The organism is Ideonella benzenivorans (assembly GCF_020387415.1).
Classification (GTDB): domain Bacteria; phylum Pseudomonadota; class Gammaproteobacteria; order Burkholderiales; family Burkholderiaceae_C; genus Ideonella; species Ideonella benzenivorans.
Window position 1 is genome coordinate 302,605 of record NZ_JAGWCB010000020.1, and the last position, 19,129, is coordinate 321,733.

The 19,129-nt window shown below is 66.2% G+C and carries 20 protein-coding genes, 2 tRNA genes and 1 pseudogene; 9 read left to right on the top strand and 14 right to left on the bottom strand.

Going from position 1 to position 19,129, the window contains the following annotated elements; all coding sequences use genetic code 11:
• The first annotated feature begins 1 nt into the window (after position 1).
• Positions 2–883, top strand: a complete 882-nt coding sequence (locus tag KGA65_RS20165; protein WP_225864917.1) for an HNH endonuclease — start codon at positions 2–4, stop codon at positions 881–883.
• Positions 884–919: 36 nt separating this feature from the next.
• Here KGA65_RS20165 and KGA65_RS20170 read toward each other — a convergent pair whose 3' ends face one another.
• On the bottom strand, positions 920–1,795 hold the full coding sequence (locus tag KGA65_RS20170; protein WP_225864918.1) for a peptide arginase family protein: 876 nt from the start codon (positions 1,793–1,795) through the stop codon (positions 920–922).
• A 30-nt stretch (positions 1,796–1,825) separates the two neighbouring features.
• Positions 1,826–3,358, bottom strand: a complete 1,533-nt coding sequence (locus KGA65_RS20175; protein ID WP_225864919.1) for a Shedu immune nuclease family protein — start codon at positions 3,356–3,358, stop codon at positions 1,826–1,828.
• A 514-nt stretch (positions 3,359–3,872) separates the two neighbouring features.
• On the opposite strand from KGA65_RS20175, the gene KGA65_RS21210 reads away from it, so the two are divergent.
• The gene (locus KGA65_RS21210) at positions 3,873–4,154 is read left to right on the top strand and encodes an HNH endonuclease (RefSeq protein ID WP_225865013.1); all 282 of its coding nucleotides are present in this window, start codon (positions 3,873–3,875) and stop codon (positions 4,152–4,154) included.
• Positions 4,155–4,297: 143 nt separating this feature from the next.
• Here the strand turns inward: KGA65_RS21210 and KGA65_RS20185 are convergent.
• A tRNA-Pro gene (locus tag KGA65_RS20185) sits at positions 4,298–4,374 on the bottom strand.
• A 53-nt stretch (positions 4,375–4,427) separates the two neighbouring features.
• Positions 4,428–5,420, bottom strand: coding sequence for a polyprenyl synthetase family protein (locus tag KGA65_RS20190; RefSeq protein ID WP_225864920.1), 993 nt, complete (start codon positions 5,418–5,420; stop codon positions 4,428–4,430).
• 230 nt (positions 5,421–5,650) lie between these two features.
• Here KGA65_RS20190 and rplU point away from each other — a divergent pair, with 230 nt between their 5' ends.
• The 4 genes from rplU to proB all read left to right on the top strand — a co-directional run bounded on the left by rplU (position 5,651) and on the right by proB (position 8,574).
• Positions 5,651–5,962, top strand: a complete 312-nt coding sequence (gene rplU / locus KGA65_RS20195; RefSeq protein WP_022980501.1) for a 50S ribosomal protein L21 — start codon at positions 5,651–5,653, stop codon at positions 5,960–5,962.
• Between the two features lie 28 nt (positions 5,963–5,990).
• The gene (rpmA, locus tag KGA65_RS20200) at positions 5,991–6,251 is read left to right on the top strand and encodes a 50S ribosomal protein L27 (protein WP_225864921.1); all 261 of its coding nucleotides are present in this window, start codon (positions 5,991–5,993) and stop codon (positions 6,249–6,251) included.
• A 135-nt stretch (positions 6,252–6,386) separates the two neighbouring features.
• Complete coding sequence (gene cgtA / locus KGA65_RS20205; protein ID WP_225864922.1) at positions 6,387–7,463, top strand: Obg family GTPase CgtA; 1,077 nt, start codon at positions 6,387–6,389, stop codon at positions 7,461–7,463.
• A complete protein-coding gene (gene proB, locus KGA65_RS20210; protein ID WP_225864923.1) occupies positions 7,456–8,574 on the top strand; it encodes a glutamate 5-kinase in 1,119 nt (372 codons plus the stop codon). Before cgtA ends, proB begins: the two co-directional genes overlap by 8 nt.
• Positions 8,575–8,648: 74 nt before the next feature.
• Here proB and KGA65_RS20215 read toward each other — a convergent pair.
• Positions 8,649–9,162 (bottom strand): annotated as a pseudogene (locus tag KGA65_RS20215) (RNA pyrophosphohydrolase); the annotation flags it as partial.
• A 102-nt stretch (positions 9,163–9,264) separates the two neighbouring features.
• Between KGA65_RS20215 and KGA65_RS20220 the strand changes: the two are divergent.
• Together KGA65_RS20220 and KGA65_RS20225 are read left to right on the top strand one after the other, a co-directional pair.
• Entirely contained in the window at positions 9,265–11,010 is a 1,746-nt protein-coding gene (locus KGA65_RS20220; RefSeq protein WP_225864925.1) for a proline--tRNA ligase, read from the top strand.
• Positions 11,007–11,648 carry a lytic transglycosylase domain-containing protein gene (locus KGA65_RS20225; protein WP_225864926.1) on the top strand — a complete coding sequence of 214 codons (642 nt, stop codon included), beginning with the start codon at positions 11,007–11,009 and terminating at the stop codon, positions 11,646–11,648. The genes KGA65_RS20220 and KGA65_RS20225 overlap by 4 nt, the downstream gene beginning before the upstream one ends.
• A gap of 9 nt (positions 11,649–11,657) precedes the next feature.
• On the opposite strand, the gene KGA65_RS20230 is transcribed toward KGA65_RS20225, so the two are convergent.
• The 6 genes from KGA65_RS20230 to hemA form a co-directional block, all read right to left on the bottom strand.
• Positions 11,658–12,242, bottom strand: a complete 585-nt coding sequence (locus KGA65_RS20230; RefSeq protein ID WP_225864927.1) for a UbiX family flavin prenyltransferase — start codon at positions 12,240–12,242, stop codon at positions 11,658–11,660.
• A 10-nt stretch (positions 12,243–12,252) separates the two neighbouring features.
• Positions 12,253–12,564 carry a Grx4 family monothiol glutaredoxin gene (gene grxD, locus KGA65_RS20235; protein ID WP_225864928.1) on the bottom strand — a complete coding sequence of 104 codons (312 nt, stop codon included), beginning with the start codon at positions 12,562–12,564 and terminating at the stop codon, positions 12,253–12,255.
• Positions 12,565–12,722: 158 nt separating this feature from the next.
• On the bottom strand, positions 12,723–13,298 hold the full coding sequence (locus tag KGA65_RS20240) for a hypothetical protein (RefSeq protein ID WP_225864929.1): 576 nt from the start codon (positions 13,296–13,298) through the stop codon (positions 12,723–12,725).
• A gap of 132 nt (positions 13,299–13,430) precedes the next feature.
• On the bottom strand, positions 13,431–14,282 hold the full coding sequence (prmC, locus tag KGA65_RS20245; protein WP_225864930.1) for a peptide chain release factor N(5)-glutamine methyltransferase: 852 nt from the start codon (positions 14,280–14,282) through the stop codon (positions 13,431–13,433).
• Positions 14,279–15,361 (bottom strand): peptide chain release factor 1, encoded by a 1,083-nt coding sequence (prfA, locus tag KGA65_RS20250; RefSeq protein ID WP_225864931.1) that lies wholly within the window; start codon positions 15,359–15,361, stop codon positions 14,279–14,281. Before prfA ends, prmC begins: the two co-directional genes overlap by 4 nt.
• A 119-nt stretch (positions 15,362–15,480) precedes the next feature.
• Entirely contained in the window at positions 15,481–16,788 is a 1,308-nt protein-coding gene (gene hemA, locus KGA65_RS20255; RefSeq protein WP_225864932.1) for a glutamyl-tRNA reductase, read from the bottom strand.
• Positions 16,789–16,884: 96 nt separating this feature from the next.
• Between hemA and KGA65_RS20260 the strand changes: the two genes are divergently transcribed.
• The gene (locus tag KGA65_RS20260) at positions 16,885–17,163 is read left to right on the top strand and encodes a hypothetical protein (RefSeq protein WP_225864933.1); all 279 of its coding nucleotides are present in this window, start codon (positions 16,885–16,887) and stop codon (positions 17,161–17,163) included.
• Between the two features lie 18 nt (positions 17,164–17,181).
• On the opposite strand, the gene miaB is transcribed toward KGA65_RS20260, so the two are convergent.
• From miaB to KGA65_RS20275, 3 genes are all read right to left on the bottom strand, one after another.
• Complete coding sequence (gene miaB / locus KGA65_RS20265; RefSeq protein ID WP_225864934.1) at positions 17,182–18,525, bottom strand: tRNA (N6-isopentenyl adenosine(37)-C2)-methylthiotransferase MiaB; 1,344 nt, start codon at positions 18,523–18,525, stop codon at positions 17,182–17,184.
• 40 nt (positions 18,526–18,565) lie between these two features.
• Complete coding sequence (locus KGA65_RS20270) at positions 18,566–18,970, bottom strand: hypothetical protein (protein WP_225864935.1); 405 nt, start codon at positions 18,968–18,970, stop codon at positions 18,566–18,568.
• Between the two features lie 67 nt (positions 18,971–19,037).
• Positions 19,038–19,114 (bottom strand) — tRNA-Met (locus tag KGA65_RS20275).
• Between the last annotated feature and the right edge of the window lie 15 nt (positions 19,115–19,129).

Consider the following 19,129-nt stretch of genomic DNA (forward strand, 5'->3'; position numbering starts at 1 on the left):
CATGCAGTTCGAGGCCAGGTTTTACGAGACCTACAACATGTGCGATGTCATCAGCGGATTTCTTAAGCATCCGTTTGACCACGCGCTTTGGTTGGAGGGATTTCACTGCGACGAGCAATGGGCGGGCTGGCTCGCGCCGTATGAAAAGCGATCGGTGCTGCACCAGTTCATTGCGTTCGTGGTCCAAGGCGTGCACTCGGAGCAAGCTGGCGACTTCGACATCAAGAAGCAGAAGTCGATCTACGCGAACTTCAAAGACATCCCGCCCGCGATCGCGGACATGCAGCCGCACAAGCTTCCAATCGAACGCGCCTTTGAGCACCACGGAATCGATCATCAGACATTCTTCGAGTTCCTGAAAGACGAGGGCAAGACGTTTGAAGAGGCCGATGCGGACGATATCTATGAATACATGAATGAGGTCTGGATATCGGCCGCTTACGAAGAGCTCATCGAGCAAACGGTGGGGGAGGTCTTCCACGTTCTCTTCCAGAACCGAGAACTCATGATAATGTTCAACGTCTTCGTGTCGAGCATCTTGGAACTTGGAGACTGGGACCGGCCCGAAGACCTTGATCGTTCGCTGTTGGCGCCCAGTGGAAAGCTTGCGCGCGTGCGGCCTCCTAGTTGGGCGCGGCGGGCGGTGTTCTTTCGCGACCGTGGGCGTTGCGTGCTGTGCGACAGAGACCTCACGGGGCTGCTGAACATCGACAACGTCGAGAACTACGATCACATTGTCCCGCTGTCGAGCTGGGGCCTCAACGACATCACCAACTTGCAGTTGCTTTGTGTGCCGTGCAATCAGCACGAGAAGCGCGATAGCGCTCCCGTCACATCCGGGCGTTACCAGTCTTGGTATCCCATGGACGACAGCGACTCTTGAAAAGAAGCGGAGCGCCTGGCCCACCAAGCTCTTGCCTCATAAGGCCTTGTCGATGTGGGCCAGCATCTTCCTCAAGAGTTCGGCGGCGGCCATCCGGTCCTGCTCATCAAGCCACAGGTCTTCGACGCATTCGGCCTCGGTGGCGATCGTGACGGCCACGGCGTTCTTGATCAGGCGATAGAACGTCGACGTGTCTTCAGGGGTGATGGCCCGCCGGGAGTGAAAGGCATCGAGGTCGATGTCCAGGATGTAGGGCGCGGCTTCCAAATCGGCCAAGCCGATGCTGCGGGAGATCTCGGCGCCGCGTTGGAGCTGGTCGTCGAGATACCTAGTCTCGATGATCTCGTTCGATTGCCGCGCTAGGCAGGCGTCGTTGTGCGGCTTGGCTTGGCAGCCGATGAAGCAATCGAAGGGCAAGGCATAGATGCGATTGGCCGCCGGGGCATAGGACATCGGCCGCTTGGGCTTCGGCTCCGTTGGCGGATTGGGCCAGTTCTCCTCCATGCTCTTGTCGAAGGCGAGCTGCTCGATCGATGGCGTTGCGTCCGAATCGCTCAATTGGATGCAAAAGGCGTTTCCCAACACCCCTGAGCATGTGGCGGCGTCGATGTGCTCGTCGTGCTTCAAGTTCTCAACGGCCTTTGCCACGCTCTTGTCGTCCTGCCAATCAATGTCCGCCACCTGGGCGAGGCGGAAGGCCTCTTGATCGGCCACACGTCCCTCGTAGGCTTCCCAGTGGGCATAGCCCAGGAATGCCTCGTAAGTGTCGGTGTGGTGATCGATCGTGATCAGATTGGGAGGGGCCTCCGTCTTCCGGCGGATCAGCGTCCACGCGGCCAACGCCTTGTGATGATCGTCCACTACGTAGACATCCTTGCCCTTGATTGAGAATTGATCGAACAGCGAGGTCATCGGCGTGGCGTGGGGGTCGGCTTGTCGATCTCAGAACAAGTCTTTATTGGGCCCTTCTGGGGCGGCCGGCGGCGCCGCGGGAGCGGACGCGTTTGCCGACATCAAGCGGTGCAGTTCCTTGAGTTTGGCCAGCAGCTCGTCGAACGTCACGACCGCGACATCCTTCGATGAATGGCGGAAGAGATCCAGCGAGCGAACTTGGGCTGCATCCTTCGGCAGCGAGCCAACGATCACGATGCAGTTGACCGAGGAGACGTGCGCATCGGCCAGGGTGGGGTCGAAAGATTTCTTCGCGGCGAAGTGGTGCAGCAGCACTGCACGCTGATCGAGCGCCTGCGCCATCGAAGCCGTGAGATCCCGATGCGGCGCGTGCAGGTCGCCCCGGTAGGTCTTGGGTTCGACCAGCGCGGTGGACGGGCGCTTGATTTCGACGATGGCGAGGTTCCCCGTGAATTGCTGCGCCATCAGGAAGTCGACGATGCTCTCTCCATTCCCGCGGATTGTCGTCCCCCCAACGCTGGCTTGGTCCTGAAACAGGATGACGGGGTAGGGGAAGGCCAAGCCGAGGATGAACGGGTTGGCTTTGAAGAACGACTGCCACTTCGGCTCGGGCAGGTTTCTTTGCAGCATGGCCTCAAACTCGCCAATGAGCTGCGCCAACGTGACCTGTTCGATGACGGCCTTGAGTTCGAACAGTTTCGATGGATCTTCGCTCGCGATCTTCTGCGCGTCTTCCCTGACCACCTGCGCGGCAGCGATGCCGTCCCTCGCGCTGCGACTCGACGCACGGCCACGCAGTTGGACTAGCTCGTAGATTTCGCCGGCTTTGACTGGGGGATAGCGATGCTCGAATTGATCGGGGAGGGCGGCATGCAGCGTTTCGTTATAAGCGGCGAGCCTGCGCGCCTTCAAAGAGCGCAATGAAGCCCTGCCGGTGATTGTGTCGATGGCCTTGCGGATCCTGGTGAAGCGCTCTGCGCCCAGCATGAATGCGGGCAATTCCACCCTCGCGTCGTCGCCTGGCTCAATGATCAGGTGCGTCACGCCCACCAGCTCACGGATGGCTTCGGGGATCAGCCGGTATTCCCACCGGAGGCCGAGCCCGTAGATGGCGCGCCTGGCGAAGCCCGTCGGCAGCTCTTTGAGCATCCCTTCGAAGTCGCGAAGGGACTCCGGGAGCCACCAAGACCGGCCTTCCTCGGGAAGGACAGTGATGGATGTGAGCTCGTCATATTTCGGCTCCAAAAAGTTGGACCGACTGGGGTTTGCGACCAGGGGGAACATCGTCAGCTCGCGCTCGGAAACGCGGGCGAGCAATACAGCGCGCTTGGTCACTTTCCCTGTCTCATACGACATGGTTTCGCCGTGCGCATAGAACTTGACGCAGTCCTCGCCATTGAACGTGCCGGCTTTCCAAGTCACCGGCAGCGCGTTTGGATCTCGATTGGGATCGACCTCGTCTTGATCACCTTCGCCTTCGGTGACTTCCGGTTCATCGGCGCCGGCATCGTCGCCCCAGTCAAAGTCGAAATCGTCGTCTTGGCCCTTCGTGTATTTGGTCATGTCCCTGGCTCCGCTCAATTTATGTTCGAAGAACAGCGCGTCTCCCGACGCGCCGATGTTGCGGCCAACCGGACAAGAGGCAGGCGGGCGGCTCTCCCTCCATTTTCCGGGATTGCAAACCGCGCGTGGCTGGGCAAGCCGAGGAGGTCGGTATAGCCCCCTAGGGCTTCGGCCTCCCCGCCTTTCCTCCCTGAGCGGGGGCATTGCGATGACAGCGACGGTTTCTCGTCCGCCTGATGCGCAAGCTAGGCGGACTTTTTTTGGGGCGGCTCGCCCGCGTTGCCGAGGCCCGCGGCGCCGGGCAGAATAGAGCTGCGCGTGGCCGGGAGGTCATGCCCGCTGAACCCGCTATGGGGCAGCACAGCCGATACGCATGAGCGACGGTGCCCGTGATGACCGGATTTCGGCAGCGGGGACTTTCCATCCAGGAGTCCCTATGCCATCAAAGATCCAAACCCTCCGCCGCAAAGCTTTCGACCATCAGGGCGGGCGCTGCTGGTATTGCGGCGTCCACATGTGGCTCGCCTCCCCTGACGAGCTATCGGTTGCAAGGCGATCGGGTTTATCTCGCTTGAGGTGTACTGCAGAGCACTTGGTGCCTCGGTCAAGCGGCGGCCGTGACGCACCAGAAAATGTTGTTGCGGCATGCCTGCATTGCAACTGCACCAGACACAGGCGCAAAGCGCCTCCCGAGCCGACTGCCTACCGGTCCGAAGTTGTGCGCCGAACGAGGCGCGAGGGTTGGCATCCTGCTTGGGTGTTCCACCTCGGGCTATGCGCCACAGCCGAGAAGTAGGAGAGTCCGCAAAAAAAATGTCCCAAGAACCTCTGCGGTCTTGGGACATCTTTGGGACATCCAGATCTTGAATTTGCTCTAACTTGGCATCAATGCCTATGCAGAGTAGTTCAGCATAAATGCTTGATCTAGAAGGAAATTCCTGGTCGGGGTGAGAGGATTCGAACCTCCGGCCTCTACGTCCCGAACGTAGCGCTCTACCAGGCTAAGCTACACCCCGAAAGTCTCATCGACTTCTGGTCGATTGGTTGTCCAGTTTTCCTTGGGTTCCCCTCAGAAAGACCGATCAACTGATCGAGCAGGAAATTCTAGCAAGATTTTTTGCGCATTGGAAGAGGGAAGTGTTTCGATGCTGAGGCGGGCTGCTTCCGCCTCCTTCATGGCCGCCTCGCGCGTCACCTCCAGCGCGCCGGTGCGGTGCACGATGGCGATGATCTCGCGCAGCCGATCCACCTCACCATGCTCGATGGCGTGGCGGATCAACTGGCGCTCCTCGGTGGTGCCGCGTTGCATGGCCGCCAGCAGAGGCAGCGTCGGCTTGCCTTCGCGCAGGTCGTCGCCCACGTTCTTGCCCAGTGTGGCGGTGTCGCCCTGGTAGTCCAGCAGATCGTCCACCAATTGGAAGGCGGTGCCCAGTGCGCGGCCATAGGCGGCGCAGGCCTCTTCCACTTCGGCGCTGCTCTGGGCCAGCACGGCGCCCAGGCGCGCACTGGCTTCGAACAGCTTGGCCGTCTTGTAGCGGATCACCTGCAGGTAGCGGTCCATTGCCACATCGGGCTGGTGCATGTTCATCAGCTGCAGCACCTCACCCTCGGCAATCACATTGGTGGCGTCCGCCAGCACGTCCAGCACCCGCATGCTGCCGACCGACACCATCATCTCGAAGGCGCGCGAGTAGAGAAAGTCGCCCACCAGCACGCTGGCCGCATTCCCGAACACCGCATTGGCGGTGGGGCGCCCACGGCGCAGCAGGGATTCGTCCACCACGTCGTCATGCAGCAGCGTTGCCGTGTGGATGAATTCCACGGTGGCCGCCAATTCATAGTGGTGCTGACCTTGATAGCCAAGCGCCTGGGCAAACAGCAGCACCAGCCGGGGGCGGATGCGCTTGCCACCCGCGCCGACGATGTGGCGGCCGATCTGCTCCACCAGCGGGACTTCCGAGCTCAGGCGCTGGCGGATGACCTCGTCCACGCGCTGCATGTCCGACGCCATCGGATCGGCGGGGGCAGCAGTCGGGGAGGCCTGGGCAAGCGTGGAAGTCATGGGCGCGGACGGAACGGCTCTGGGCGCGAACCGGTCATTATAGAAACAGGCTGCCCGCCTGATGTCGGGGAGGGGGCGGCGTCTGGTTTTCGAGCTGACTTCATGCTATGATGCCCGGCTTCGCCTGGGAATGGGCCTGGGCGGAGCGGTGGCCGGCTTTTTTGCGCCTCTTCTTCTTGCGGGAAGGCGAGGGCAGCAAGTGGTCAGGCCCCATTGAGCAAAGGGCACATATGTACGCGGTCGTAAAAACCGGTGGCAAGCAATACAAAGTTGCAGCCGGCGAAAAGATCAAGGTAGAACAGATTGCTGCGGACGTTGGCCAGGAAATCGTGATCGATCAGGTGTTGGCCGTGGGTAGCGGCGCGGATCTGAAGATCGGGACCCCCCTGGTGAGCGGCGCCACGGTCAAGGCAGTGGTGGTGGCCCATGGCCGTCACGACAAGGTCCGCATCTTCAAGATGCGCCGTCGCAAGCACTACCAGAAGCACGGCGGTCACCGCCAGAACTACACCGAGCTGGAAATCAGCGCGGTCAACGCCTGATTCCAGGCATCAGAAGGAGTTCTGAACCATGGCACAGAAAAAAGGCGGCGGTTCCACACGGAACGGCCGCGATTCCCAACCGAAGATGCTGGGCGTGAAGGCGTTTGGTGGTCAAGTGGTTTCGGCCGGCTCGATCATCGTGCGTCAACGCGGCACCAAGTTCCACGCTGGCACCAACGTCGGCATGGGCCGTGACCACACGCTGTTTGCGCTGGTCGATGGCACCATCTCGTTCCGCGTGCAGGGCGAACATGATCGCCACACCGTGAACGTGACGCCGCTGGCCTGAGGCCACGCTTCTTTGTTTGCCGCGAGGCAAACCGCAAAGCCCCGGCTCGCCGGGGCTTTTTGTCTTCTGGCCCCGTGACGGTGGCCGACCGGCATCGCGGGAGCGATGCATCCTCTCCGATACCATCGAGGCACCATGAAATTCGTTGACGAAGCCACCATTGACATCGCCGCCGGCAACGGGGGGGCAGGTTGCGTGAGCTTCCGCCGCGAGAAATTCATCCCATTCGGCGGTCCGGATGGCGGTGACGGCGGACGCGGCGGCAGCGTCTACGCGGTGGCCGACCGCAACCTCAACACCCTGATCGACTACCGCTACCAGCGTCGCCACGAGGCCCGCAACGGCGAGGGCGGGCGCGGTGCGGATTGCTTCGGTGCGGCGGCGGACGACGTGATCCTGCGCATGCCGGTGGGCACCATCGTCACCGACGTCGAGACCGGCCGCGTGCTGGCCGAGCTGATCGAGCCGGACGAGCCGGTGCTGCTGGCCAAGGGCGGCGATGGCGGTTTCGGCAACCTGCACTACAAGAGCGCAACCAACCGGGCGCCGCGCCAGCACACGCCGGGCTGGCCGGGCGAGCGCTACAAGGTGAAGCTGGAACTGCGTGTGCTGGCCGATGTCGGCCTGCTGGGCATGCCCAATGCGGGCAAGTCCACGCTGATCGCGGCGATTTCCAATGCGCGTCCGAAGATCGCGGACTACCCCTTCACCACCCTGCATCCCAACCTGGGGGTGGTGCGCGTCGGCCCCGAGAAGAGCTTTGTCGTCGCGGACATCCCGGGCCTGATCGAAGGGGCTTCCGAAGGCGCAGGGCTGGGCCACTTGTTCCTGCGCCATCTGCAGCGCACCCGGCTGCTGCTGCACGTGGTGGACCTGGCGCCGTTCGACGAAGGCGTCGACCCGGTGCAGCAGGCCAAGGCCATCGTCGAGGAACTGCGCAAGTACGACGAGGGCCTGTTCAACAAGCCGCGTTGGCTGGTGCTCAACAAGCTGGACATGATCCCCGAGGGCGAGCGGGCCGCGCGGGTCAAGGATTTCGTCAAGCGCTACAAGTGGAAGGGCCCGGTGTTCGAGATCTCTGCCCTGGCGCGCGAAGGTTTGCAGCCGCTGTTGCACGCCATCTGGGACCACGTCGCGGCCCAGCAGGAATTGCCGCCGCCCGAGCGTGATCCGCGTTTCGACGAGGCGCCCGGCGAGGCCGGCCATGAGTGAGGCCCTGAAGAACGCGCGGCGCATCGTCGTCAAGGTAGGCTCCAGCCTGGTGACGAACGAGGGCCGCGGGGTGGATGCCGAGGCGATTGGCAACTGGTGCCGCCAGATGGCGACGCTGGCCCACCAGGGCCTGGAAGTTGTCATGGTTTCCAGCGGTGCGATTGCCGAAGGCATGAAGCGCCTGGGCTGGTCCAGCCGGCCCACCGAGCTGTCGGAACTGCAGGCCGCGGCGGCCGTCGGTCAGATGGGCCTGGCGCAGATGTACGAGAGCCAGTTGTCGCGCCACGGCATGGGCAGCGCGCAGGTGCTGCTCACCCATGCCGATCTGGCCGACCGCGAGCGCTACCTGAACGCGCGTTCCACGCTGCTGACCCTGCTGGGCCTGCAGGTGATCCCGGTCATCAACGAGAACGACACCGTCGTCAACGACGAGATCAAGTTCGGCGACAACGACACCCTGGGGGCCCTGGTGGCCAACCTGATCGAGGCCGATGCGCTGGTGATCCTGACCGACCAGAAAGGCCTCTACTCGGCCGATCCGCGCAAGGACCCGGCGGCCCGCTTCATCGAGGTGGCGCAGGCCGGTGATCCGGCGCTCGAAGAGATGGCCGGCGGCGCCGGCTCGGGCGTGGGCACGGGCGGCATGATCACCAAGGTGCTGGCGGCCAAGCGGGCGGCCGGCAGCGGTGCCAGCACCGTCATCGCCTGGGGGCGCGAGCCCGACGTGCTGCTGCGCCTGGTGGCGGGCGAATCGATCGGCACGGCACTGGTGGCGGGCACGGCCAAGATGGCGGCGCGCAAGCAGTGGATCCTGGACCACCTGCAGATCCACGGGGCCGTCCGCATCGACGCCGGTGCCGTGGCCAAGCTGAGCCAGGAAGGGGCCAGCCTGTTGCCCATCGGGGTCACCGCGGTGGAAGGGGAATTCCAGCGTGGCGACGTGATCTCCGTCTGCGATGCGCAGGGGCAGGAGGTCGGCCGCGGTCTGGCCAGCTACTCCAGCACCGAAGCGCGGCTCATCGTGCGCAAGCCCTCGTCACAGATCGCGGGGCTGCTCGGGTATACCCACGGCACCGAGCTCATCCACCGGGACAATCTGGTGCTGCTCTGAGGGGGACGTGACGCTGGCCTCCCCACGGGGGAACTCGGCAGGCGGTCGCTCGTCACGACGGTCCCGCCCATGCGGGCGCACGCCGCCCCGCAGGTAGCGGTTCGGATGCTGCGACACCTTGGGCAGAAAGCGCGCCAACTCGGTCAAGGCCAGCTGGTAGACATCGCGCTTGAACTCGATCACGACATCCAGCGGCACCCAGTACTCGTTCCAGCGCCAGGCGTCGAACTCCGGGTGGTTGGTGGCGCGCAGGTTCATGTCGCTGTCGCGCCCACGCAGGCGCAACAGGAACCAGATCTGCTTCTGGCCCTTGTAGTGCCCGCGGGCGTCTTTGCGGATGAAATTCTCGGGCACGTCATAGCGCAACCAGTCCCGGGTGCGCGCGACAATCTCGACGTGCTCAGGCCGCAGCCCGACTTCCTCGTGCAACTCACGGAACATCGCCTGCTCAGGCGACTCGCCGTACTTGATGCCCCCTTGCGGGAACTGCCAGGAGTGGGTGCGCAAGCGCTTGCCCCAGAACACCTGGTTGCGGACGTTGAGCAGGATGATGCCGACGTTGGGCCGATAGCCTTCCCGGTCGAGCATAATCAAACCCCTGATTTTGAACTGAAATCAATATAGCACCGGCCGTGCCCGCTGCGCAGGTTCTCGCTAACCCGCACGGGGTCGACACGGTGCCATCTCCCCATGAAAGCCTCCCAGTTTTTCATCTCCACCCTGAAGGAAGCTCCCGCCGATGCGGAAGTGGTCAGCCACAAGCTGATGATGCGTGCCGGCATGATCAAGCGCCTGGGCGCCGGCATCTACAACTACATGCCGATGGGCCTGCGGGTGATCCGCAAGGTCGAGGCCATCATCCGGGAGGAGATGAACCGTGCCGGCGCGGTGGAGCTGCTGATGCCGATCGTGCAGCCGGCTGAGCTGTGGCAGGAAACGGGCCGCTTCGACAAGATGGGGCCGGAACTCATGCGGGTCAAGGACCGGCATGACCGCGACTTCGTGATCCAGCCGACCTCGGAAGAGGTGGTGACCGACATCGCTCGCCAGGAACTGCGCAGCTACAAGCAGCTGCCCAAGAATTTCTATCACATCCAGACCAAGTTCCGTGACGAGCGCCGCCCACGCTTCGGCGTGATGCGTGGCCGCGAATTCACGATGAAGGACGCCTATTCCTTCGACCGTGATGAAGCCGGGGCGACCAAGAGCTACCAGACGATGTTCAACGCCTACAAGCGCATCTTCGATCGCTTCGGGCTGGCCTACCGTGCGGTGGCGGCGGACACCGGCGCCATCGGCGGCGACCTGTCGCATGAGTTCCAGGTGATCGCCGACACCGGCGAGGACGCCATCGTCTACTGCCCGACCAGTGAGTACGCGGCCAACATCGAGCTGGCCGAAGCCCTGCCGCTACTGGCCGAGCGCGCCGCCCCTGCCCAGGCCCTCACCAAGACGGCCACCCCGGACAAGAGCACCTGTGCCGATGTGGCTGCGCTGCTGGGCCTGCCGCTGGAGCGCACCGTCAAGTCGCTGGTGCTGGCCACCGACGACCTGAACGAGGCCGGCGACATCGTCGGCACCACGGTCTGGCTGCTGCTGGTGCGGGGCGATCACGAGCTCAACGAGGTCAAGGCCGGCAAGGTCGAGGGGCTGAAGAACGGCTTTCGCTTCGCCACCGTGGCCGAGATCGATGAGCACTTCGGCTGCAAGCCGGGCTACCTGGGGCCGATCGGCCTGAAGAAGCCGGTCAAGGTGGTGGCCGACCGCACCGTCGCCCGCATGGCCGACTGGGTCTGCGGTGCCAACGAGGTCGACTTCCACCTCACCGGTGTGAACTGGGGTCGTGATCTGCCCGAGCCCGATCTGGTGGCGGACATCCGCAACGTCGTCGAGGGCGATCCCTCGCCGGACGGCCAGGGCGTGCTGGCCATTCAGCGCGGCATTGAGGTGGGCCACGTGTTCTTCCTGGGCACCAAGTACTCGAAGACCATGAACGCCACCTTCCTGGATGAGACGGGCAAGCCCCAGTTCATGCAGATGGGCTGCTACGGCATTGGCGTGACCCGCATCCTCGGGGCCGCCATCGAACAGAAGCACGACGAACGCGGCATCGTCTGGCCGGCCAACATCGCCCCCTTCCAGGTGGTGCTGTGCCCGATCGGCTACGACCGCTCGGCCGAGGTCAAGGCGGCGGCCGATGCGTTGCACGAGGAGTTGCTGGCGGCGGGCCTGGACGTGATGCTGGACGACCGCGGCGAACGCCCCGGCGCGATGTTCGCCGACTGGGAACTGATCGGGGTGCCGCAGCGCGTGGTGATCTCCGACCGGGCCCTGAAGGAAGGGGCGCTGGAGGTGCAGGGGCGGCAGGATGCTGAAGCCAGCAAGGTGCCGCTGGCCGAGGTGGGCGCGTTCGTGAAGGCGCGCCTGTCGGCATGAGCCCGCGTGACGCCGGTCCCTCAGCGGGCCGGCGGTTCTGCCTGCTGGGGGCCGCGGCGGTCTGTCTGAGCGCCGGCTGGCGTCCGGCCTGGGCCGGTGCCCAGGTCGAGGAACGACTGGCCGATGCCGTGCGCACCGCCTTGTCGGCCGCCGTGGCCGACGGCGCGCCACCCAAACCCCGGTTCGACACCATCGAGGACCGGCTGGCGTACCTGCGCTGGCTGGGCGCGATGAGCGACCGGCTCAAGCGCCAGAAGTCCGAGTTGCAGACCCGGGTCGAGTTTCTCGAGACCCTCTGGTACGAGAGCAAGCGCGCCGGCCTGGAGCCCGCCCTGGTGCTGGGGCTGGTGCAGGTGGAGAGCAACTTCCGCAAGTACGCGATCAGCGTCGCGGGGGCTCGCGGCTACATGCAGGTCATGCCGTTCTGGATGCGCCAGATCGGCGATGGCGATGTCTCCCGGCTCTTTCACATGCAGACCAACCTGCGTTTTGGCTGCGTGATCCTGCGCCACTACCTCGACGTCGAGAAGGGCGACCTGTTCATGGCGCTGGGCCGCTACAACGGCAGCCGGGGCCGGGCCGAGTATCCGAACATGGTGCTGGGCGCCCGCAAGCGCTGGGTGGCCGCGCTGGCCTGAACGCGAGGGTCAGAGCCCGGTCCAGCGCCGTGGCTGCGCGTCGCCGATGCCCAGCAGTTCGATCACCCGCTCGACCGTGTCGTCGACGAGTTCGGAAATGCTCTGCGGCCGGTGGTAGAAGGCCGGCAGCGGCGGAAACACGATGCCGCCCATCTCCGTCACTGCGGTCATGTTGCGCAGGTGGGCCAGGTTGAACGGGGTTTCACGCACCATCAGCACCAGCCGCCGCCGCTCCTTGAGCGTGACGTCGGCGGCCCGGGTCAGCAGGTTGTCACCCAAGCCATGGGCGACGGCGGCCAGCGTTTTCATCGAGCAAGGGGCCACCACCATCGCGTCGGTGGCGTGGCTGCCGCTGGCGATGCAGGCTCCGATGTCACCAACGCCATGGGCCTCGTCGGCCAGCCCTTCCAGGGCGTCCCGGTCCAGGCCCAGTTCATGGTGGGCGTTCAGCACCCCGGCTGGGGTAACCACCAGATGGGTGTGCACATCCAGCGCGCGCAGCCGCTCCAGCAGGCGCACGCCGTAACAGGCGCCGGAGGCGCCGGTGATACCCACCACGACCCGTGGTCGCGGTGGCAGGGGCGATGCCGTCAAGGGCGCAGCCTCAGGCGGTCAGCAGCGGCTGCAACTCGCCGGACTGGTACATCTCCATCATGATGTCCGAGCCGCCGACGAACTCACCGTCCACATAGAGCTGAGGAATGGTCGGCCAGTTGGCGTATTCCTTGATGCCCTGGCGGATCTCCTCGTCTTCCAGCACGTTCACCGTGGTCAGGTCCTTCACGCCACAGGCCTTCAGGATCTGGATGGCCCGGCCCGAGAAGCCGCACATCGGGAACTGGGCCGTGCCCTTCATGAACAGGACGACCTTGTGGCCCTTGACGATTTGGTCGATGCGTTGCTGAACGTCACTCATGGCTGTCTTCGCGGTTGCTGTGCAGGGAAAGAAAGCGCCAGACCCCCAAGGGGTGTGGCGCCCAATGCGCGGTTTATACGCCAAGCCGGCATTTCGAGTCGTCCGGCTGGCGCAAGGCCCCGGACGACGCCCTGAAAATTCCCCACCCGCAGAAGGCCTCAGAACCGATAACCCAACTGGAGCTGCATCACCGGGGTCAACCAGGGGCTGCTGTCCAGCGCTTCGCCGGTCTGCGGGTTGACCATGGCGGGGCGCCACCAGCGGCCGGGGTTCTGGGCCAGCAGGCCCAGGTCCGCGCTGACGTGCCAGCCGCTGTGGGACCACCAGGCGGTGTAGCCCATACCGAGATAGGGGGTGGGTGCGAGATGGGTGGACCGGGCGCCGGTGCTCAGCAGGGTGGGCCGGCTCAGCACCAGATTCCAGCCCGCCGGCACCGGGGCGCCGAGCGCGACATCTGGCGGGCCGAACAGCAGGGCGCCGGTGGCGCGCAGCCCGCCGCCATCGCCCAGACGGCCGAGCGGGAAGTAGCGGTCTCCCGACACGCTGGCGGCGCCCAAGGTCAACGAAGGCGCTTCCGGCCCCTGGCTGCCCAGGTCCATCGGCTGCATCACCGTGCTCACCCGCAACTGCCATTGCGGCCAATGATCTTCCGTCCGCAGGCCTTCGCCCAGGGGCGCGGCACCACAGGATGCGGCCATCAGGCCACCCATCAGAAACCCCAGGACGTTGCGCATGCCGTGGCCCTCCATCTCAGATGAGCGGTGGAGGCTGGAACTGCCTTGCAGAGGCCGCCGAACCGCATGGAGAAATACTACGCTGCCGCGGAAGGTCTGCCCACCGAAATGCGGCGGGAAGACCGGGCTGTTTCAGGGCTGCCGGGCGATCTGCGGGGCGCATTGGCCACCGGTGCAGCGGTCCCGCCCGGCCAGGTCCTGCCGGGTCTGGACCGACTGGAAGCCGGCCTGCCGCAGCAGGGCCTGGACGGCCTGGGCCTGGTCCCAGCCGTGTTCGACGAGCAACCACGCGCCCGGGGCCAGGTGGGCGGGGGCCGCGCTGACCACGGCCCGGATGGCGTCCAGGCCGTCCCCTTCGGGGGTCAGGGCCTGCCGGGGCTCGTGGCGCAGGGTGGGCAGGTGGGGGTCGTCCCCGGCGATGTAGGGCGGGTTGCTGACCGCCAGGTCGAAGGTCTCGCCGGCCACGGCCTGCCACCAGTCGCTGTGCAGCAGGCGCAGCGGCAGGCCCAGGCGCTGGGCATTGGCTGCGGCCACTGCCAGCGCGGGCGGGCTGGCGTCCAGTGCGGTGACCTTGGCCGTCGGCCAGCGGTGGCGCAGCGCCAGCGCGATGGCGCCACTGCCGGTGCCCAGGTCGATCACCCGCGGCTGGGGCGCGGGGCACGCTCCCAGGCATTCCAGCGCCCACTCGACCAGGGTCTCGGTGTCCGGGCGGGGCACCAGCACGGCCGGGCTGACCTGCAACGTCAGGCCGTGGAACTCGCGCTCGCCCAGCAGGTAGGCCACGGGTTCGCCCGTCAGGCGCCGGTGCACCAGGCCGACGAAGCGGGTCTGGTCGGCCGGGCTCAGCGTCTCGTTGTCGTGGGCGATCAGCCAGCTGCGGTCGCGCTGCAGCACATGGCCCAGCAACAGGTGGGCATCCACCCGGTCCAGGCCGGCCTGCAGGGCTTGGCGCAGGGCCTGGGCGATGGTGAGGTCGGCGCTCATGCGCCGGTCTCCAGCGCCGCCAGCTGCTGTTGGGCGCGGGCCGCCTGCAGGGCCTGGATCAGCTCGCCCAGGTCGCCGTCCATCACCGCGCCCAGCTTGTAGAGCGTCAGGTTGATGCGGTGGTCGGTTACCCGGCCCTGCGGGAAGTTGTAGGTGCGGATGCGATCGCTGCGGTCACCCGAGCCGACCAGGGCCTTGCGGGTGGCCGCCTCTTTCGCCTGGCGCTCGCTGCGCTCCTTGTCCTGCAGCCGGGCCTGCAGCACGGCCAGGGCCTTGGCCTTGTTGCGGTGCTGGCTGCGGTCGTCCTGGCACTCGGCCACCAGGCCGGTGGGCAGGTGGGTCACGCGGATGGCGCTGTCGGTCTTGTTGATGTGCTGGCCGCCCGCGCCGCTGGCGCGGAAGGTGTCGATGCGCAGCTCGGCCGGGTTGAGGGTGATCTCCGCCGCCTCGTCCGGCTCGGGCATCACGGCCACGGTGCAGGCGCTGGTGTGGATGCGGCCCTGCGCCTCGGTGGCCGGCACCCGCTGCACCCGGTGGCCGCCCGATTCGAACTTGAGCCGTTCGTAGACCCGCGTGCCTTCCACACGGATGACGATTTCCTTGTAGCCCCCCAGGTCGGAGGCGTTCTCGCTCATCACCTCGCAGCGCCAGCCCTGGCGCTCGGCATAGCGCAGGTACATGCGGGTCAGGTCGGCAGCGAACAAGGCCGATTCCTCGCCGCCAGTGCCAGCGCGGACTTCCAGGAAGGCATTGCGGGCGTCGTCGGGGTCGCGCGGCAGCAGGGCGGTCTGCAGCTGGCTGTCCAGCGCGGTCAGGTCGGCTTCGGCGGCCGTTTGTTCTTCGCGGGCCATCTCGGCCATGTCCGGGTCGGCCAGCAGTTCCCGGGCGGCGGCCAGATCGGCCTCGCGCTGGCTGAAGCGCCGGTACAACCCGACCACCTCGTCGGCTTCGGCCTGCTCCCGGGCCAACTGGCGGTAGCGGGTCATGTCGGACGTGACCTGCGGGTCGGCCAGCAGACTGTCAAGTTCGGCCAGGCGCAGGGCCAGGCGCTGCAACTGCTGGCGGAGCGAATCGTTCATCGGGTGGTGGGCCCCGGAGGGCGGGGCAGAAGGGCGGACGGCGGCCTGCGCGCGGGGGGGGCAGGAAGGAGGCGCAACCGTCCTGGTGGGCGGATGCGCCGGGGCGGTGGACCCGCCCGCTAATGCCCGCCGTGCCCGTCGACCGGGTCGCGCGTGCTGTTGCGCAGGAACATGCGCGACACCGCCTCGGCGGTCAGCTGGCGCTGCTCGCCTTCGGCGGCATTCAGCTCGGCCAGGGCGCCGTGCAGGATCTTCTGGGTCAGGCTGCGGCTGAGCGCCTCCAGCACCTCGTCCACATCGCCACCGCGGGCCAGCAGCCGGCGGGCGCGGGCGATCTCGGTGGCGCGCCACTGGTCGGCCTGCTGGTTCAGGGCCTGGATCAGCGGCACGCTGGCGCGCTGGTCCATCCAGTGGGTGAAGCTCTGCACGCCGGCGTCGATGATGGCCTCGGCCTGGGCGACGGCGGCCTGGCGTTTTTCGGTGGCGGTCTGCACGGCCTGGGTCAGGTCGTCCACGGTGTAGAGGTAGACGTCCGACAGCTGGGCCACCTGGGGCTCGATGTCACGCGGAACGGCCAGATCGACCATGAACATCGGCCGGCGCCGGCGGGCCTTCAGGGCGGATTCGACCGCCCCCAGCCCGATGATGGGCAGGCTGCTGGCGGTGCAGGAGATGATCACGTCGAACTCGTGCAGGCGCGAGGGCAGGTCGGCCAGGCGCATGGCCTGGGCGCCGAAGCGGGTGGCCAGCTTCTCGCCGCGCTCCAGCGTGCGGTTGGCCACGGCCATCAGGCGGGGCTCGCGGGCGGCGAAGTGGGTGGCCACCAGTTCGATCATCTCGCCGGCGCCGACGAACAGCACCTTGATCTGGCTGAGGTCTTCGAACAACTGGGCGGCCAGGCGCACCGTGGCGGCGGCCATGCTGATGGAGTGGCTGCCGATCTCGGTCGAAGTGCGGACCTCCTTGGCGACCGAGAACGAGCGTTGGAACAGCTGGTGCAGCGTGGTGCCCAGCGTACCGGCCTCGTCGGCACCGCGCACGGCCTGCTTCATCTGGCCGAGGATCTGCGGCTCGCCCAGCACCATCGAATCGAGGCCCGACGCGACGCGGAACGCATGGCGCGCGGCCTCGCGGTTCTCCAGGATGTAGGTATGGTCCTGCAGGTGGGTTTCACTCACCCCCCCGCGCTCAGCCAGCCAGGCCAGCGCAGGGCGCACCAGCTCGCGGCCCTGCTCGGGCGTGGCGGAGGCCACGTAGAGCTCGGTGCGGTTGCAGGTGGAGAGGATGGCGGTCTCCGGCGTGGCGCGCCGCAAGGCGTCGCGCAGTGCCTGCAGGGAGGGCGTCAGCTGCTCAGGGGCGAACGCAAACCGGCCCCGCAGATCCAACGGGGCCGTGTGGTGGTTGAGTCCGAGCGCGATGACACTCATGCGGTGAATTATAAAATTCCGGCCTTCCCTCTGCGCCGGCCATCGGGATGGCAAGTGCGGCAGAGTTGACAACCATCAAGTGTGAGGCCGGCTGGCATGGGTCCCCTGGATGCCTTGTGGCACCTGTTGAACTTCTTTGGCCCGGCCGTGGGGGTGGGCTTGCTGGCCACCGGGCTGGTCAAACTGCTCTGGTACCGCGAACTCAAGAACGTGTCGTTCCGGACCCTGGCCTTGTGGAGCGTGGCCGTGGGGGCCGTGGTATTGATCGCGGGGCTGGTGGTGTTCGGCCGCGATGGCCGGATGGCCACCTACGGTGCCCTGGTGCTGGCCGTGGCCCTTGCGCTGGGCTGGCGCGGCGGCCTGCTGCGGCGCTGACCGGCCGCCGCCGACCCCTCAGGCGGCGACGCTGTCGCGCACGGTCACCTCGGCCCGCAGCGAGTGCGGGTAGGCCCCGGTGATGGTCACGTCCACCATCTGGCCGATCAGGCGGGCCGGGCCGGCGAAGTTGACGATGCGGTTGCACTCGGTGCGGCCCATCAGTTCCTCGGCGTTGCGGCGCGAGGGGCCTTCCACCAGGATGCGCTGCACCGTGCCGACGCGCGCGGCGCTGATGGCGCGCACGTTCTCCTCCAGCCGGGCCTGCAGGCGCTGCAGCCGGGCCAGCTTCACGTCCTGCGGGGTGTCATCGGGCAGGGCGGCGGCTGGGGTGCCGGGGCGGGCGCTGAAGATGAAGCTGAAGGAGGCGTCGAAGCCGACGTCGTCGATCAGCTTCATGGACTTCTCGAAGTCCTCGTCCGTCTCGCCCGGGAAGCCGACGATGAAATCGGTCGACAGGCTGATGTCCGGCCGCACGGCGCGCAGCTTGCGGATGATGCTCTTGTACTCCAGCGCGGTGTAGCCGCGCTTCATGGCCGAGAGGATGCGGTCCGCGCCGTGCTGCACCGGCAGGTGCAGGTGGTTGACCAGCTGCGGCACGCGGCCGTAGACGTCGATCAGGCGCTGGGTGAATTCGTTGGGGTGGCTGGTGGTGTAGCGGATGCGCTCGATGCCGGGAATCTCGGCCACGTACTCGATCAGCAGCGCGAAGTCGGCGATCTCGCCGCTCCCCCCCATGGCCCCGCGGTAGGCGTTGACGTTCTGGCCCAGCAGCGTCACTTCCTTGACGCCCTGGTCGGCCAGACCGGCGATCTCGGTCAGCACGTCTTCGAACGGGCGCGACACCTCTTCGCCGCGGGTGTAGGGCACCACGCAGTAGGTGCAGTACTTGGAACAGCCCTCCATGATCGACACGAAGGCCGAAGAGCCCTCGACCCGGGCCGGGGGCAGGTGGTCGAACTTCTCGATCTCGGGGAAGCTGATGTCCACCTGCGGGCGGCGCTGGGCCTGGCGTTGGGCGATCATCTGCGGCAGGCGGTGCAGGGTCTGCGGGCCGAAGACCAGGTCCACATACGGGGCGCGCTCGATGATGGCGGCGCCCTCCTGGCTGGCCACGCAGCCGCCCACGCCGATCAGCACGCCTTTTTCTTTCAGGTGCTTGACCCGGCCCAGGTCGGAGAACACCTTCTCGGCCGCCTTCTCGCGGATCGAGCAGGTGTTGAACAGCACCAGATCGGCCTGCTCCACGTCGTCGGTGGGCTCATAGCCTTCGGCGGCGCGCAGCACGTCGCTCATCTTGTCGGAGTCGTACTCGTTCATCTGGCAGCCAAAGGTGCGGATGAACACTTTCTTGGTCGTCATGGCAGTTCCTTGGCCGCACGGTGGGGCGGCCAGGTCGGGGTCAGGGCTTGGTCCAGGTCTGGGCCGCAGCGTCGAAGGTCCAGGTGTGGGCCTCTTCCAGCGTGGTGGGCCAGGGCCGCTTGGCGGCCTCGTCGTCGCGCAGGATCCAGACGTCCAGCAGCGCGCCGGATTGGATTTCCAGCGTGTAGTTCACCACCCGCCGTTGCCCGGTCAGTGTGCCGGCCAGCTTCATCATGTTGTCGGTGCCGCGGAGGCGGGCACCGGGGGCGAGGCGGGCGGCCTGGCCGTTGAGCAGGATGTCCGGCGGGGCGGTGAAGGTGAGCACGCCGCGCAAGGCATTGGCCGGGAAGGTGCGGGACATCCAGGCCTGGGCGGCCAGCGGGGCCAGCAGCAGGGCGGCCGGCGCGGCCAGCAGGCGCCGGCGGGTGGTGACACAGCGGTGCATGGTGTGGATCCAGAGGCTGTGAATGAAAAAGGCCCGAGCATTGTGCAATGACTCGGGCCAGATGTTCTGGTGGCGCTTCAGGGATTCGAACCCCGGACCTGCGGATTATGATTCCGTCGCTCTAACCGACTGAGCTAAAGCGCCAAGAGCCTTGCACTA